This is a genomic window from Oceaniferula marina, assembly GCF_013391475.1.
Lineage (GTDB): Bacteria > Verrucomicrobiota > Verrucomicrobiia > Verrucomicrobiales > Akkermansiaceae > Oceaniferula > Oceaniferula marina.
In genome coordinates, this window is the sequence record NZ_JACBAZ010000008.1 from 193,779 (window position 1) to 211,336 (window position 17,558).

At 53.4% G+C, this 17,558-nt stretch carries 12 protein-coding genes; 6 read left to right on the forward strand and 6 right to left on the reverse strand.

Going from position 1 to position 17,558, the window contains the following annotated elements; translation table 11 throughout:
• Positions 1 to 2 precede the first annotated feature (2 nt).
• The 5 genes from HW115_RS16400 to HW115_RS16420 all read left to right on the forward strand — a co-directional run bounded on the left by HW115_RS16400 (position 3) and on the right by HW115_RS16420 (position 8,234).
• Complete coding sequence (locus tag HW115_RS16400) at positions 3 to 1,607, forward strand: hypothetical protein (RefSeq protein ID WP_178934030.1); 1,605 nt, start codon at positions 3 to 5, stop codon at positions 1,605 to 1,607.
• A gap of 73 nt (positions 1,608 to 1,680) precedes the next feature.
• On the forward strand, positions 1,681 to 3,738 hold the full coding sequence (locus HW115_RS16405) for a hypothetical protein (RefSeq protein WP_178934031.1): 2,058 nt from the start codon (positions 1,681 to 1,683) through the stop codon (positions 3,736 to 3,738).
• 32 nt (positions 3,739 to 3,770) lie between these two features.
• Positions 3,771 to 4,706, forward strand: a complete 936-nt coding sequence (locus HW115_RS16410; protein WP_178934032.1) for an AAA family ATPase — start codon at positions 3,771 to 3,773, stop codon at positions 4,704 to 4,706.
• Between the two features lie 3 nt (positions 4,707 to 4,709).
• Positions 4,710 to 6,095 (forward strand): DUF58 domain-containing protein, encoded by a 1,386-nt coding sequence (locus HW115_RS16415; protein ID WP_178934033.1) that lies wholly within the window; start codon positions 4,710 to 4,712, stop codon positions 6,093 to 6,095.
• 18 nt (positions 6,096 to 6,113) lie between these two features.
• Positions 6,114 to 8,234: a transglutaminase-like domain-containing protein gene (locus HW115_RS16420; RefSeq protein ID WP_178934034.1), complete on the forward strand. Its 2,121-nt coding sequence runs from the start codon at positions 6,114 to 6,116 to the stop codon at positions 8,232 to 8,234.
• 53 nt (positions 8,235 to 8,287) lie between these two features.
• On the opposite strand, the gene HW115_RS16425 is transcribed toward HW115_RS16420, so the two are convergent.
• From HW115_RS16425 to HW115_RS16440, 4 genes are all read right to left on the reverse strand, one after another.
• Positions 8,288 to 9,019, reverse strand: coding sequence for a hypothetical protein (locus HW115_RS16425; RefSeq protein ID WP_178934035.1), 732 nt, complete (start codon positions 9,017 to 9,019; stop codon positions 8,288 to 8,290).
• Between the two features lie 16 nt (positions 9,020 to 9,035).
• Entirely contained in the window at positions 9,036 to 12,740 is a 3,705-nt protein-coding gene (locus HW115_RS16430; RefSeq protein ID WP_227021593.1) for a hypothetical protein, read from the reverse strand.
• 205 nt (positions 12,741 to 12,945) lie between these two features.
• Positions 12,946 to 13,956, reverse strand: coding sequence for a M56 family metallopeptidase (locus HW115_RS16435; RefSeq protein ID WP_178934037.1), 1,011 nt, complete (start codon positions 13,954 to 13,956; stop codon positions 12,946 to 12,948).
• Positions 13,957 to 13,975: 19 nt separating this feature from the next.
• A complete protein-coding gene (locus HW115_RS16440) occupies positions 13,976 to 14,365 on the reverse strand; it encodes a BlaI/MecI/CopY family transcriptional regulator (RefSeq protein ID WP_178934038.1) in 390 nt (129 codons plus the stop codon).
• A gap of 105 nt (positions 14,366 to 14,470) precedes the next feature.
• Here HW115_RS16440 and HW115_RS16445 point away from each other — a divergent pair, with 105 nt between their 5' ends.
• Positions 14,471 to 15,301, forward strand: a complete 831-nt coding sequence (locus HW115_RS16445) for a hypothetical protein (protein WP_178934039.1) — start codon at positions 14,471 to 14,473, stop codon at positions 15,299 to 15,301.
• Between the two features lie 6 nt (positions 15,302 to 15,307).
• Here the strand turns inward: HW115_RS16445 and HW115_RS16450 are convergent, their stop codons facing one another.
• Both HW115_RS16450 and HW115_RS16455 read right to left on the reverse strand, forming a co-directional pair.
• Positions 15,308 to 16,546 (reverse strand): 2-oxo acid dehydrogenase subunit E2, encoded by a 1,239-nt coding sequence (locus tag HW115_RS16450; protein WP_178934040.1) that lies wholly within the window; start codon positions 16,544 to 16,546, stop codon positions 15,308 to 15,310.
• A gap of 40 nt (positions 16,547 to 16,586) precedes the next feature.
• Positions 16,587 to 17,558 carry an alpha-ketoacid dehydrogenase subunit beta gene (locus HW115_RS16455; protein WP_178934041.1) on the reverse strand — a complete coding sequence of 324 codons (972 nt, stop codon included), beginning with the start codon at positions 17,556 to 17,558 and terminating at the stop codon, positions 16,587 to 16,589.

The window sequence follows — 17,558 nt, forward strand, 5'->3', positions numbered from 1 at the left end:
CCATGGCACCCATCCCTGATAAATCCAACCAATCCAATCCAAGCAACGAGTCTGTCTCCGTTGACGAAATGATGGCCCGCCTAAAACGCGGCAACCGCAAAAAACGTCACTCCGAATCAAAGGAAAAACGGAAGTCCGAAGGAGAGCTCGTCACGCGTGAAGACGGAACCCAGGCCATCAAAGTCCGCCGCCGCAAACGCCGCAGCAAGCAACCCAAAAAACAAAGCCAGACGGACCCCCGCCTCAAATGGATTTTACTTGGTTGTTTTGGCATTGGTTTCGTCCTGTTAATCGTTGCCAGCATCTTCATCATCGTGAAGTACAACGGCAGGACGTTCAAAGCCGACACAGAATCCATGATCTGTTCGCTCTCAGGATCACAAAGCGCAGAGCTTACCCAACTCAGAGTCACACCGGTCTCAGCCAAGGCAAATAAGGTCGACATCCATTGGGATAAACACTCCTTCATCCAAAACGCCAGCTTCAACAACCTGCGTGCTGATATCAAAGCGACCAGTTTCTTTTCAAAAAACTGGATCGGCGAAGAAATCGTTGCCAGTACAGGGACGCTCCACCTGCAAGTCCCCCAGCCGTCAAGCGAACCCAACGAGGCAACCGCATCGCCCCCCTACGAGTTCGAAGCCTACCGATGTAACCAGCTCTCGCTAAGCTTTGGAGACCAGCGCAAGGCACCACAAATTGCCGACATCGAAGTCTCCCTGCGGGAACTCGCCAATGAGCAAAAACAAATTGTCTTCAGCAACGGCACACTGAAGATCCCCGACTGGCCCCAAATGCAATTGGCCTCTGGGGTCCTGACCCTCAAATCAAAAAGTGCCGATATCGAAGCCCGCTTGGTGTCCGAATCTTCTAATCAGGGGGAAATCACGCTCAAAGGCAGCCTACCAAACAATACCCGGACAGCGGCCAGTCTTGATGTCTCTGCCAAAAACTTCCCGATGGAAGAACTGCTGGGCAAAGAAATGGGGCGCCTGATTCAAGGCAATATTCAAAGCCGGTCAGGTAGTTTCTCTTACGACTACAACAAAGCACCTGAAGAAGCACTGAGCTTCAACCTACCGTTCAATGCAACCGAACTTTTCATGTCCGGGCTTCCCATGTTCAAGGATTTGAAAAAGCTAACCGGTGAAACCGCGTATGCCCGGGTCAATTTCTTCAACTCCACCGGAGTCTTGATGCGCACGGCCCAAGGCCTCACCCTCAGTGAGATTGACTTCGCCAATAGCAGCCTGCTCACCATGGAAGGGTCAATCCGGGTGAACCATGATGGCGCACTGAGTGGCACGCTGAAACTCGGCGTCCCCGAATCCTACTTTGAAGAGGAAGTCCCGGCTCCGTTTACCGGTCCCAACAGTGGATTTTACCACATTGATGTCAAACTGGCGGGAAACATCCGCACCCCGAGTGACAACCTGCACAGCCAGTTGAAACCATACCTTGGTGCATCCTCACGCAGTGAAACCAAAGCCTTGCTTGAAGCCCTCGTCCCCGAGCAACAAAAAAAGAAACCTGAAAACGGGGAAAAACAACCTGCCCCAGAGGGTGAGCCCTCTGAAAAGGATTTCGACAAGCTCTACCCGCGCTGATGTCAGTCAATGCACCAGGCGGCCCTAAGGTATCCGTAGTTGTCATTTACCATAAAGCTGCTTGATTATAGTTATGTTCCACGCCAACCAGAGTCGATTCATCAAAGCTCACACATTCCCCGAGCTGCGGATGGGACTCTGCATCATGCTGGGAGCCCTCCTGCTTCAGTCCTCGCCCCACAGCCGGGCGGACACGCCTTCTGCAGAGCCCAAAGCCACACCGGAAACATCGATCGCATTGCGGTATCTGGACAAACTGGCCAAGGGAACTCTGGATATTTCAAAAGACACCGCCCTTTCGCCATATTGTAGCATCAAACGGCGCAACGAGATTCGAGAACAGCTTGAATTCCTTCAAAACACCCACTTTCAAGACGGTGATGTGTTTTCCTATGAAGGCTCCCGTACTGAAGCCAATTTTGCAGCCATCCTGCTACGATCTGACAACGCCCGCAGCCCCCTTAACATCCGCATTCATGCCGTTGCTTTAGTCAAAAAAAACAATCAATGGCTGGCGTCACCACTCCCCAGCCGATTTACCAACACCGGCTACGGCTACGACCCGGCTGTCCAGAAATCGGTCCAGCAACTGGAAATGTGGATGGCCAAAGAAAAAACGAAGCGAGAATCCAGTGCCCGCCAAAACGCCCAAGCCAATTTGCTGGACTCCATCAAAGAAGAAGAGAATTCAGCCCGACTCGACCGGCTGGATAGCCATCAGGCCGTTGAAAATCTTCTGCGACAACTGAAAAATAAAAATCTACTTGGCGTCCTCGCCAGTCTGGGAGCGGGGTCAAATCAACTCCCCGAGCCTCTGGACACCACCACCGATCTCATTTCCCGCGGCCTCGACCATTCGGAGGACGCAAATGCGTGGACCCTCGTCACCCACCCGTCCGTGATTACCCACACCTTGAAAACGGATCAAAAAAACAAGGATGTCGTCGTAGGCTTCTGGAACCCTCTCGATTCGAAACACAGCCATATTCTCTATTTTCCCACGGAAAAACAAAAAGGAAAAACCTTCACCAAACTACCCAATTTGCTCAAATCAGCCCTTCTGCCAGAAGAAGAACGCTGGAGGGAACAGTGGAGAAACCAACAACGGGACCAGGAAGAGCTCGTTGGAAAACTACCCCAACTCATCTACAAACATCACCCGGCGAAAACCTTCTCTGGGGATCCCGAAGAAGTCAGCCAGTACTTCATCCAAGCCCTCGACAGCCTGAACTTCCTCAATTGCTTCCGTCTCATACCCCGCAATGGAGACTTCTTTGACAACCCACAAAAACAGGCCCAACACCTGAACCAACTGAGCCAGCTCTGGAAGTCACTTCACCGGGTGAGAGCCAACCCGCGCAGAGACCTCGACCTCATCCAATCCGAGTCGCTCGCGCTACTGCCGCTGCAATTCGCCAAACCCAACCGTTCAGGCGAATTTCATACAATCAAAGTCTGGCTGATCCGGGAATCCGGAAATTGGCACCTCATCCCTCACGAAACCCTCAACGAGTACGCTAACGATCAGCTCAAAGCCGAAAAAAAGAAACTTGAGACGCAACTCCGTGCACTGGAAAAAGAACAGCAGGAAAAACATTCGAAAACGCTGCTCGCCCGGGTAACCACCCTCTCGCCCCCACTACACAAAAAAAATATCAGTGCCGACGAAGCAAAAAAAACACTCACGCGCTTCAGATCCACGCTTCGGGCCAACGATACCACCGAAGCCCTTTCCCTCTGTGCCGTCCTCAAGGGAACCAGCAACGTCCAAACGTTGAAAACCTTCAACTACGCATTGCGCGGTGCTTCTGACCACAGTGCCAATGACCATGTTCTCGGGGTCAACTCCGCCGGTTCTTGGACCGCCGTCTCGATCCGCACCGAGTCGAAAACATCACACCATTACGACTACCCGCTGTATTTGGTTGTCGCCACGGAACAAGGACCAAAAATCCTGCTCGATATCGACCTCAGACACGCGACCAACAAAGGCCGCAAATTGCTCAACAACCGGAATTGGAAAAAACTTGAAGAAGCCGTTGGTGACGTATCTGACGTGCAAACGCTATTCAATGGCCACAGTGCTCTCGCTACTGAAGACATCAAAACCAACGAGCCCATCAAAGATTAAGCCCGAGTTTTCCCATCACCCTTACTCTATCCATGTCAGCCCAAGCCTCGGCCCTCGCTCTCGAACAATCCGTCTCCCAAATTATTCGCGGACAAGACCACACCATCCGCAACGTCCTCGCCTGCTTGATCGCCGGAGGACATGTCTTGCTGGAAGACAACCCGGGAACCGGGAAAACCACACTGGCCAAAGCCATTTCAAAATCCATCAGAGGAGCGGAATTCAACCGCATTCAATTCACTCCGGACTTGCTCCCTTCTGACATTCTCGGCGTTTCCATTCTCAACCAGCAGACGAGTGCGTTTCAATTTCACCCGGGGCCTGTCTTTACGGATATCTTACTCGCGGATGAAATCAACCGGGCATCGCCGAGAACCCAAAGTGCGCTGCTTGAATCCATGGCCGAACGCCAGGCAACCATTGAAGGCCGATGCCACCCACTCGAAGGGTTGTTCTTTGTCATCGCCACCCAGAACCCGGTTGAGTTCAGAGGAACCTACCCATTGCCTGAAGCCCAGATGGACCGCTTTATGATGCAGTGCTCACTCGGATACGTCGCCCCGGAGGAAGAAGTCCAAATCCTCCAAAGCCAGAACGAAGGACACCCGCTGGAACAACTGGAAGCGGTCACCTCACTCGAAGAGATCCTCAAGCTCCAACAATCGGTATCTTCCGTAAAAATCAGTGACGAACTCTGCCACTATATTGTCACCCTCAGCAACGCCACTCGTGAGGTGGAAGACGTCAGGCTCGCAGCCAGCCCACGAGCATCACTGGCGCTCATGAAGGTTGCTCAAGCCCTCAGCATCTTCGAAGGCAGGGATTATGTCATCCCGGAAACCATTCAACGCATCGCTCCAGCCGTCATTGCACACCGACTGGTTCTTGCCCCCGAAGCCAAGTTCAACGGACTCACAGGGAAAGCCGTCGTCGATGACATTCTGGCATCCACCCCCGTCCCGGTCTAAGTCGTGAGCCAGAGCCAACCATCGCCCCGGCTTCAGCGAATTCTCTACCGTATTTATCACCAGAATTCGGCGGTCGCCCACTTTCTGATGCATCGCTTCCGGCCAGGGGGCATTCTGTTGGTTCTCTTAATTCCGGCCTCGCTGCTACTCCTCCCGCAGTATTCCCTTGCCCCCTTGTTCCAAATCAGGGCCAGCCTCTTTGCCTTACTTGGCTTCAGCGCTTTCTGGGCTTTGATTCGGCGAGCCAAGCTCAAGGCCACACGCCATCTGCCTAAACACGCAACGGCACAACAAGAACTCCGGTACCGTGTCGACCTTGAAAATACCGGAGCGCTCTCACTCACAGGCTCATCGGTTCTGGAAATACCTCCAGACAACCGGCCATCCTTTGACCTCTTCGCCCACTCCCGTGAACCAGGGGAGCAAAAACGGAACCTCTTCGATCGTTTTTTTTGTTATTATCGTTGGGAATGGCTGCAACGCACACTGACCCGGTTCCGCAGCGAGAGTTCACCACCTCTGCAAACACTGGCTCCGGGGGCTCACACCAGCACCACCCTCACACTTACACCCAAACAACGCGGCGTCATCTCTCTCAACGATTTGCGTGTCACCCTGCCCGACCCCTTGGGCTTATTCCAACAGGTTCGAAAAATCCATACCAACAACGATCAACTGATCGTCCTACCGAAACGCTACCGCTTACCCCAATTCAGCCTACCCGGAAGTGCCCGCTTCCAAATTGGAGGAGAAACAGCCTCCAGCGCCGTCGGCCAATCAGGGGATTTCACCAGCGTCAGGGACTACCGCCCGGGGGACCCTCTGCGCCACATCCACTGGAAGAGCTGGGCAAAAACAGGACACCCTATCGTCAAAGAATACGAGGAAGTTTTCTTTCCTCGCTACGGACTCGTGTTAGACACCTTTGTCCCCGCTGAAGATGCTGATATCTTTGAAGAATCCGTCTCGGTAGCAGCCTCCTTTGCCGCAACCATTGACACTCGGGAATCTCTACTCGACTTGATGTTTATCCGGGATGAAGCCCATGTCTTCAGCGCCGGAAGGGGCGAGGAACGCATCGACAAAATGCTGGAAGTTCTGGCAGGCGTCAGCTGCGAGCCCAGAGAAGACTTCATCGAACTACAAAAACTCATCCTCAGATACCGTGAAGACCTCACAGCGTGCATCTGCATCTTCACTGGTTGGTCAGAGGCCAGGAACACCATGCTGAAACGCCTGCTACAAGCAAGCATCTCCTTGAAGGTCATCTGCATCTGCAAAGATGAAGAAAGTATACGCCAGGCCAAACAATCCTCACCTCCCGTCACGCCAGTCCACTGGCTGAGAAGTCAACACATCCAGCAAGATCTGATCTCACCCGCGACCTAACAACTTAATCATCCGACTATGCCTCCGCGTCTGTTATCCGGTATCACCCTGCTCTTCTGGGGCAGCATGACCGGGCACCCTGTACTCGGGCTCATCGCGGCCTTATTATTAGAATCCAAATCCTGGCTGACAACCCGCTGGGAGTTCGGCCCTACCACCTACGTCAGGGCCTGGCACTACTCCGTGCTGTGCGCCACCCTGATCGCGATTCTCTCATGGATTAACGGGACAAAGGCAAACCAGCTCCACAGTCTCTTCATCTGGGCGCCCTTGGCCTTACTGCCAATTGAACTGGCCATGCGCTTTGGCACCGCTAATAAAATACCACTGAATACCTTTTCCTTTTTTGCCCGCAGGAAAATGCAAGAAGATGAGCGACTGGGGCGCCAGGTTGAACCTCGCATGATCCACACGAGCTACCCCTACCTGGCCGTAACACTACTCGCTACGGCCATGGGCAGCAGAAGCGAATGGCATCACCTCGCCGGCATGTCGTTGCTGATCGCCATAGCGCTTTTCTTCAATGCTCGCAAAGCCGGGTTCCGCCCCTGGGCATGGGCCGTTTCCATCGGGTGCATCATCGCGCTCACATCGGCCGGCCAGTGGGGGATGTTCAAACTACGCGATTACTACCGGAGCAGCAGCGCCCCCGACCATGAAAACCATCACAGCTCTGCAGACGAATCCCGAACCAGCATCGGAAGGCTCGGGCGCCTCAAGCTCAGCTCACGCATTTTTTGGCGAATGCGCGTCCACCAGGGTCCCCCGCCCCCCTTGGTCAGGGTGGCCACCTACAACCGCTACGCCAACGCTGTCTGGAAATATCAGTACCTTGACCGTGACCCCAATGCTCCTCACGATGAGCTGGGCTACCTCGGACAAACCATTCTCCCCCAATCTGACATCCGGGTGTTCAAAGATCAGGAATCCGCCCCGCTACCCGTCATTGAAGAACCCGCCGAGCTCACGATGATCGGTGAAATCAACCCCCGGCTGATCGACAACCCCCTACCACTGCCCCACTTCACCCAAGCCATCGGCGGCATCGCCAAACTGGGACCCGAATCCAACCTCGACTGCAATACTCTCGGCACCGTCCGCCTCGCCAACCCCGAATACCACGTCATTCAATATCAAATCTGGCGAGGAAAACACTCGACCACCGAACGAGCTCCAGACAAAACCGACCTCGACATCCCGGCAAAAGAACAAGCGTCGATCCGCAAAATAAGTGAAGAGCTCAAGCTCAAGGAGCTACCTAACACAGCTCTCAAAATTCAAGCCCTTCGTCATTTTTTCACCACCGAATTTGCCTACAGCACCCACCTCAACACCCCGGGACTCAGTAAACGCAACCGCCGAACGGCCATCTCCCGCTTCCTCGAAGAAACCCGCACCGGACACTGCGAATACTTTGCAACAGCCACAACACTCTTACTCAGAGAGGCCGGAGTTCCCACACGCTACTGCATCGGTTTCGCCGCAGACGAAAAAGATCAAGACGAATGGCTCATGCGGGGACTGGATGCCCACGCCTGGTGCCGGGTCTGGATTCCATCAAACGACAGCACACATGGTGGTCACTGGCAAGATCTGGACCTCACGCCGCCCAGCTGGCAACACCTCGGAGAGGGAAAAAGAAACCAGTGGCAACGCAAACTTTCCGATTGGTGGCAAATGCTCAGTGAAGACTTCCTTCTCTGGAGAAGCGAAGAGAGTAACCGTTCCCAGGTTTCAACCATCATCGCTAGCCTGATCGCCGTACTCACCCTCTGGATCGCATGGAGACTCTGGAAATCGCGACGTCCCCGGCAATCTCACACAGCCAAGGTCTATCACCCACCCAGCGGAGTATCCCAAACCCCGCTCAACCGACTCGAACCCCAATTGGGCAAAATCCTCGGCCCGCGGCCTGTAGGGATGCCTCTTCCGGAATGGCTCGCCCAACTGACCGAGCATCTACCCGAACAATCCGAACTGATCAACAAGCTGAGTGAATCGCATAATCACATCCGCTTCTGCCCGGATGTTCCTTCCGGTTCACCCGAAGACCAAGCGATCGACAGCCTGTGTAAACAACTACAGAGACAGCTGAAGTCCTGTCAAAAGCACCGCAAGCGATCAAACCATAGCGACTAACCGGCTCAGCCGGCTAAAACCAAAGACGCCCCCCCCTCTCCGAGCAAGCCAAACTACGGAGTACTGACCTCAGGTTTTGCTTTGGGTTTGTCCTGCTGGAATTCCACAATGGCCTTGCACTTCACCTTGTAGCGGTTGTTCGCACTGGGAACTTGATAAATAAAAAACTTGGAATGTTTTTTAGGGTTATAATGAAACGTATTGCGCTGCAGCCATTGACGTTTTCCATCAACCTCGGCCTGAGTGGCATAAGGCAAGGGAGTCCCGGCTTTCAATTGGAGCTGAACCAACTTATGTTTTCCTGCATCAACATCGAATCGCTTATTTCCGAGCAAGCCCTTCACCGGCAAACGGCTGAAATTATAAAAGCTATACGCGCCAAAAGGTGAACGCTTCCGATCATCGGGAATCACTTTGATCTGATAGTTGTTTTCCTTTTTCGGCATAAACAACAATAGAAAACGATTACAACCCGTGGGGATCCTCACCTGGGCAACCTTGCGGTATTCCTCATCCCCGACGCGCTTGTAAAAACCAAGGGACCCCTCAACTCTGGCCTCATAGGGAAGCGATCGAACCATTTCCGACATACTCACTTCTTCATACGTAGGCTTCTTGGATCTCGAACTCCCTGTTTTCTGATAGTAAAGCTCGTCGTCCATCGGGATCCAACTTGCACAAACAAATGAAATTTTTCTTCCCTGCTTGTTCTGTTGGGCTTCAAGCATACTCGAGCTCACCAACAATATGGAAAGCACCTTGATAAGCGATATGACGGTTCTCATTGAGGCTATATATAATCTAAACTTCATCCTTCGCAAGCCAGCGGAAAGAAATCACGCGGAATTGACGACCAAAGTCCTTGGCGGCGAGAGGAGCTTCGGCGTTTTCCACATAAGCATCTGTGCCTCCCGGGTTGTTCCCTGGGAACTCTGGGTTCGGCATATCCAACAACTTCCCGTTGTCATCCACAGGCGTCGGAATACGCTGCAACACGGCTTCACACCAGGCTCGGGCTCTCACCTCACCCGTTGCAGTCAACGAATCACCATAGGCGCGAACGATAAAGGTATCGCTACGGGCTGCGATCGAAGCGCCTAAACCAGCCAATACATCACCTTGACGAATCGTGCCCGGAATCCCTTCTTCCACTCCGGACCCTAGATTCAGCGACGAAGCACGAAGAGCGGCCTGAAGTGCACCTTCCTTGCCGGTCTCGTCAGAGCTGATCCTGCGGTTGACAAAATCGGCGACCGATAGAAACGGCCCCCGCTTTTTGACTTCCTCTACGATATTTTCAGCCAATTTTTGAATCTGGCTGTCTGACAAGGTGTTGTAGCCGCGCCAGTCCTCACCTTCCTTCCCCCCGGCAACCACCGAGCGTGAGAAGGGTGTGTTTGAATTGGAATCCTTCGTTAGACGACCATTCACAGGGTTCACTCGATCCACATCGGCCCCCTTCAAACTGCTCAGCCATGCTTTCCATGCCTCCACCCGGGTGGAGTTGACATTGAAAGCACCGTCCAACATCAAATGACGGGCGATCCAACGATAATGGGTCAACTCCTCAATCGGAGGTGAGCTTTGCCCCCCGGAAAGACTCAGGCGTCGGTTCCCCAGCGGGTTTTCCTTTTGAGGGTCAAGAAACTCAGCCATGATTTCTTCAGCAAGTGGCAAGGCGTTCGACTCATCCACATTGGTATCGCTGAAAGTTAGCCCGGTGAAATAATAGCGATCCCACAAGGCGCTGTTGAGAAGATAGGCGTCGTCGTAATACACATTCTCAAAGCCTGCACTCTCTGTCTGAGTTCTGAAAATTTGATTCCGATTTAGCTTTTGCGGAGCCGAGCTTCCACCGATAGCATAAGGCTGGTCCCAGGCAGCCGGAGAGGTCTGCGCATGTTGCAGACCGCCAATCGAGGCAATAGGAGCATCCGGGATTTCATAGTAAATCACATGCGTCTCCCCATCTCCCTCATGGGAGGGGCCCCAGAAGCCATTATTCCGGCCTCCACTTCCAATCCCTATCTGAACCTGGTCATAATCGCTGATCGATTCAATTGAAACATCCCAGTTGGCCGGAACATCCCCCTTGCCACTCTGCCCTGCGGCCTTGACGTGATTGACAATGGCACGCGGGTCAAACTCCCGAGCGATGCTGTTACCGCTCAGGGTCTCACCGGATGAGCGCAATTTAAAATCGATGGTCATCAATGCCATCTTTTTATCGGCACCTTCAGGCACGGTAATTTTTTTCTTAATCGGAGTTCCAATACTCGATGCATCCTTCACCACCATTCCTGAGAATTGGGGAAGGTCATGAAAATCCCCCCTCATGAAGGGGTTCATAAACTGCCCCTTGGCAGTATGAAAATAACCGATGTAATTCTGCAACCACACGGTATTGGTATTCGGGGTGCATTCAAATTCAACCTGCTTACCAGCTGGGACGGTTCTCCGGGAATAGCGACCAAACAGTCCACCTGTCCAATTGTTATTAACAAACGACCCCGGAACCTTGCCACCACTCCCCGCAAAATAATCCTTCGGCTCAGGATAGTTGAGCGAGTAGGTTCTCAACTCTCCCGGCTCCAGACGAATCAGCTGGCTGGGAGGCGATGAAGCAAAGGGGTAATTCGGGTCTTTCTCTTCGGTCACGCCAAGGCGCAAACTATTGAATGGCAAGTCGATCTCCCAACCTTCACCTTCAAGTTTGGCATTCATGGCCAAGCCCTCCAACTTAATGTCCGAAAATACAGACTCCACCTCGATCGGGACATTGTAGGGGTTCCATAACGTTCCTACGGCATCCACGGTAAACTGCATCCGGTCAATATCACCATTGTCATCGGTATCTTCACCATAGGTGCCAATCACCAATGTCAGACGGGTCATAATCGGAACCAGACCAAGGGAAGACACTTCCCGGTCATTCCAATGACGGATGCCGCGTGATGCTGCAAATCCATAGGTGTAATAGGGGTCCAACAAACTCTTGCTGGGACTGGCATTGGCCGCTCCTGGCCCAAATTCACCAACAGCGGTCAACGTAAGCGGGGTTTGACCTTTTGATCCCGTATGGGGACTTGGCGGATCATAACTCCTCACCAACCAGGTTCTGTCATCGCTCGGGTTGCGCACCCCCTGCCGAGTGGGGTCTGAGGATCCCAACTGCTCATACTCACGTTTGTACATCCGGTAATGGTTGCGCAACATATCCCAGTTAGCACCACGAAGATACTGCTTATTACCCTGAACATCGGAGCCCGAATTTCCCGGATAGGAATAGACATAACCTACTTTTTTACCCCACCAATCAGGACGGAACCCATTCGGCCAGCGCTCGGTACCGTCATATTCCTGTGACACCCATTGGGAGCGCTGGTCCCCACTGTTATTGAACTCCTGAATTTTGGCAAAACCCGATTCCCGCTCCTGCGGCACATCACTTCCGTTCAGATTATAAATCCAATCAGAAGAACCTGAATCCGCAGTTAGATTAGGCAATTCAAAAGGCAGAGACAAGTCTCGCTTCAACCCACCCAAGGCAACATCAGCCAGCACGCCGCGACTCAAGGTCGTGACATCATGGTAACGCTCTTTCAATGTGTCCAAAGCAAGAGCTCCTCCGTTAAAAAATCCGCTTTGGGAATAGCTCAGGATCCGCTGCAGTTCTTCCTGCTGTTCCTCGTTCTCGGGGTCGATGCCAATGTTTTCAAAACCTTCGACACTGGCCATGCCCATCTGCACCGGATTCACCCGCTCCCGACGGTTCGTCCACTCCTTCTGGGATGTGTCCCGACGTAGGTCGGCTAAATCCAATCGGGCCTTAACCCCCTGGTCACCGACCCACCAAGCCATCCGACCCGATACCTTTCCTTGGGCATCAGTGACAGCATCATAGGGAACCCTGATCCTGTCAGAGGCACTGTTTTCCCCCACAGTGCCGGAACCGACCAATTCAATGGATTGATCCTCGGCCACCGTTTCCGTGGCAAAGCCCAAGGAATTCCGATCTTCACTATCACCGGAAACCAACCATCGCATAAAGGCATCCCGGTTGCGCGTTTCGTCATACGTTTTCCAAGCCTTGCGCAAACCATTGGAATCCCTCTCATGCCACTCTTCCGTCGAATAAATACCCAAATAATGCTTACGCCCCTCACTCCGGTTGTTTTTATAAAAACCGGCTGAGCTCAGAATATCAGCTTCAGCGGTGACCCTCTGATCAGGTCCTGCATATTTTTGGAGTTCACCAATGGCCATCATCAAGGCCACCCGGGCATTGGCCCGGGCTTCTTCCTGGGCCTTGGCAGCTGTCGAGCTCCGAAGCTCAACCGTTGATAAACTCAACATAGCCAAGGCTATCATCACCAATAAAACCATCACCGAAATCGTGGCCACCAATGCAAATCCACGGGATTGATTTGGTGGAGGATTGTTTCCCCGCCGATACGAGAAATTGACACGTCCGGTCCCTGTCGTGAGTTGATGATAACGTCTCATTGTGTTGAATATGATGCCATTTGTTGGATCCATCAAATGATATATACAAATGATATACGTTTTATATATATACACAACGGCCACTTGGTCACCCCCTATTGAGAGGACTTGTTACCAAACCACTTAAACTAACCAAGCATCTCGGCCATTGCACCTTCCCCCACTCAAGAAAGGGGATCAGACACGGTCAAAAAGAGGATCGCTTTCAATTTCCCGGGAAGGGATTGGCTGAATGGCGCAGCTCCACTTCACTCATCTCGTCCGCCGGTGATGCCACCCCCGGAATCACGTCCCATGATGGTCTATTCACCGGCTCGACCAACGCTGAGGCCAGCGCACTGACAAAAGTCACCAATACCACCAGAGCCGCTGCCGCTCCCCCCTGACTACTGGCCTGCACCAGCATCCGGTCAACCCGACGTTTCAAGCTGGCATGATCCGCCATCGCCAAGCCACCAACAGAAATAACCCTGGCTCTCGACTCGAGCATCCTTTCAGCGACATCGCACAAAGCACCGATATAATGTTTTTTATCCACACCTGCACGAATCACTCTCGCATCACAGGCGTATTCACACTGGCTCATCAACCTGGAGCGCATCCAATACACTATAGGGTTATACCAATACAGCGCACAGCAAAGCTCGGCAGCCAAGCGCATCCACAAATCCCAGCGCTGAATATGCCCCAGCTCGTGAAGGATCGCCATCTTGCGCATTTCGGGTGACCACGCTTCCGCATGATAGGGCATCACAATCACCGGCTTCCAGTATCCGGCAACCACCGGCGAATACAGCCCCTCTTTCATCCTCAGCTCAGGAACCCGTTTCACCCCCAACATCCGACAACATTCCTCAAGGAGGAATAAGCCATCGCCCTCCGCCCGATCAACAGGAGTCGAACACATTAACCACTGGCGCAAACACCGATGCCGCCAGAACAAACGGAACATCATCACCATTGTTCCCAGAGCCCACAAAACCAGTAATGCTGAAACCAATCCCCCGCCTGACGAAACCCGATCAGCGGCATCCGCCATCACGGGCGACTGCATATGCCACTTCGGACACAGTGACAACAATGGCAAAAACAAGAGTAATCCAAGACTCCATACAGTCACCCAGGGCCAACCCGCCGGGTCTTTCCTGGCAATCAGCCACAGACCTGCGGCAGCAAGCACGGAAATCATCAAACTACTCAGGAGGATCGACATCATCTTTTTTATCAGTGGTTCATCAACGCTCCGCCTGGTCATCATCGCCCAAGGCCTCCCGGATCCTGACAACCTCTTCCTTCTCGAGCTTCATATCCTCCGAATCCAACAACGCAGCAACCAACTTCTCAGGTTTTCCCTCAAAAAAAGTACTCAGCAAATTCGAAATCGCCGATTTCCTCGCCTTGGTCTCGGCCACCACCGGTTGGTAGATATACCGCCTGGATTCCTTGCTATGCTTCACCATCCCCTTGCCCTCCAGCGTCGCCATCAATGCCCGCACCGCCGAATACGAAGGAGGGTCCGGCAAATTCTCCAGAACCTCTTTCGCCGACGCTTTGCCGAGACGATACAAAATATCCATGATCTGTCTCTCACGACGCGACATCTGCCCCTGCTCCAATCGATTCATACAATCAACCTTCCACAATGCTGGAAATACCGCAATTAAAAAATGCTGGAAATTTAGCATCCAAGCTTGACAGCATACCTCAATTGCTGTTTTTTTAGCATCACTATGAAAAACAAAGCCTTGTTCCCCATAATCAGTTCCGGTCTCAGCCTGCTCGGAATCGTTTTGATGCATTCATGTGCTACCGCACCCTACCCTGCGGTTGTCAGTCCTCCAGATAGCCAGTCCGCACCTGCGGCGGGAAGTGCTAATTATGCCGCCTCTGAAGCCCCCCGCAGCCGTCCAGGTCTGGGCACAGGTTGGGGAGATGAGCTGGAATCGGAGATTGGCTACACTAGCTTCAACCGGACATCCTCGAAACCTGCTGGAGTCGCAGCGATTTATTACAATGACAAGGAGGGCGTCAATGCCATGGTTGATTCATGGAAATACAGTGGCAAGGGCATGCAAAAGGCGGCAGGCGGGCTGGTCGAGTGGGGAGTCAAGGGTTCGTGGGGAAGCTTGAAAAACTACCATACCCGATACAGTGACAATCCTCGCCGCTATGTGGTCGGACGCAAAAACAGCAACTACTCGCTGGTGGTGAAAAACCTCAGCCACTCCCGTTTGGAAATTGTCCTCAGCGTCGATGGGCTCGATGTGATGGATGGCAAGGCGGCGGCCTACCGAAAGCGCGGATATATTGTTCAGCCGGGTAAAACCCTCGTCGTTGACGGATTCCGAACCAGCGAATCAGCGGTCGCGGCTTTCAAATTTTCTTCGGTGGATGCGTCCTACTCAAATCAGCGGCACGGCACCACCCGCAACGTCGGCGTGATCGGCATGGCGGTATTCACCGAAAAGGGCATCGACCCTTGGAAGTGGTCGAGGGCCGCAGTGAAGCAAAGGCATGGAGCTTCCCCCTTCGCCGAAGCCCCCTACAGCAGAGCTCAATAGATTTTTCTACAGATCTTCAGGCTTTTGCAGCAGCTCGGAAATCCTATTCAAGAGCATGCCTGCGCCACCACCATCCACCACCCGGTGATCGAAGGTCAGATCGATTTCAGCTTCGGTCACCGGAATAAAGGCTCCCGCCTGCTCGCTCCAAACCGGTCGCTTCACCCCGGCACTCAAACCAAGAATCAAGGTCTCATTTGGCAAAGGAATGGGAGTCCCCCAGGTCAAACCAAAGGTTCCAAAATTCGTTACAGTGGCAATCCCGTGCTGGGTGGCTTCCTCCGGTAACTTCCGAGCTCGAGCCAAGCTGACCATTTCGTGGTATTCTTCGACTAGGTCCTTCAACCTCTTGGAATCCGCATTGCGGATAATGGGAACCAACACACCGTCCTCGACCTGAACCGCCACGCCAATATCAAAGGAACGCGGGTGCACCACGCTCTCACCAATCAGATAGCCCGCTGTTGTCGGGTTTTCGGCCAATGCCAATGCCAATGCCCTCAAAATATACAATGCGGGGCCGGGTTTGGGATCCTGCCCCCTGCGATGATCCAAAATTTTATCCATCACCAGCGGCCGGGCCACAGTAGCCAAGGGGCGCGACCAACTACGGCGCATGGCATCCGCCACGGCCAAACGCATCGGCGATGCTTTGGTATGGGGCCAGGTTTCGATATACTCGAGAAAGTTTTCCAAATCCTCCACCGTCACACGCCCGCCGCCGCCACTCCCTGAAATGGCAGAAATATCAGCCGCCCGCAATCCAAGCTCCATCATTCGGGCACGCATCCGGGGAGAAATATAATGCGCTCCTCCTTTGCCCGCCGGCACGGGCAGCCCTTTGACATTTGGCTCCACAGGCTTCGGCTCATGATACCCTCCGCCGTCGGTCTTGAAGTGCAGGGTGGCATCCTCATTGGCTTCACTTGAATCACCGTTCTTGGGAAGCGGCTGCGCTTCGGTGGCGTCCATGCACTGTTCTCCGGTTCGATCAAGTTCCTCTTCCGTGACTTGTAACACCCCCAGCACGGTCCCCACTGCGTAACTTTCGCCTTCAACGGCATAAATCTCGAGCACATCACCGGCACAAACCGATGGCACATCCATCACCGCTTTATTGGTCTCCACTTCGATGAGATCCTGATCCTGTTCGACCTGGTCCCCGACCGCGATATTAAGGCGAAGAATGGTGGCTTCGGCAATGGATTCACCCAGCTGGGGCATGAGAATAGGAACCTTGGGCATAGTCTGATTAGGGTTGGAAATTATAAACGACAATGAAAAACTAGTAATTCAAGAGCTTGAGGAGCTCGTGCACAATCGACTCGGGCGTTGGTCGGTGACTCGACCACAATTTCGGGTGATACGGGATCGGCGTGTCGCGGGCGTTCAGCCTGACCGGAGGTGCATCCAGCAAGTGAAAACCGTCCGCACTCACTCGCGAAACCACTTCAGCGGTCACGCCTCCCCAGGGAAAGGCTTCACCCACAACAAGCAGACGCCCGGTTCGGGCCACCGATGCAACCACCGTATCCGTATCCAGCGGCTTCACACTCCTCAGGTCAACCACCTCGATCTCCCACCCCCCCTCGGCGTGCAGGATTTCAGCAGCACGCACAGCCTCATGCACCATCGCACTGTAGGCCACCACCGTTGCATGTTTTCCCGGACGGGTAATCCGAGCCTTGCCAATCGGTAACGCATCCCCGTCAAAATTCTCTGATTTCAGCCAGCGATACAAAAATTTGTGCTCACAGAACACCACCGGGTCGTCGAGCTCAATCGACTCCAAAAGCATCGAATACGCATCTGCCACCGTTGCCGGAGTCACCACAACCAGCCCTGGATAGTGCGCATAGATCGACTCCATACTCTGACTGTGAAACGGCCCGGACCCCGGGGTGCCGCCGGAAGGCAGACGCACCGTCAAGGGCACGGGAACCCCCGTCCGGTAATAATGAGTCGCAGCCTGGTTCACGATCTGGTTGAACGCCACAGACGAAAAATCCGCGAACTGCATTTCCAAAACCGGGCGGGCTCCTTCGATCGCCGCTCCAATCGCCACACCGGCCATCGCATCCTCACTGATCGGAGCATCCAGCACCCTGCCGGGGTATTTGCCAACCAAACCCTTGGTCGCCTTAAAAGCCCCACCAAAGGTTCCGATGTCCTGACCGTAAAGAAAAACTCCCGGGTCATCTGCCATCGCCTTGTCCAAGGCAGCATGAATCGCGTCTATGTAGGTTACCTCACTCAT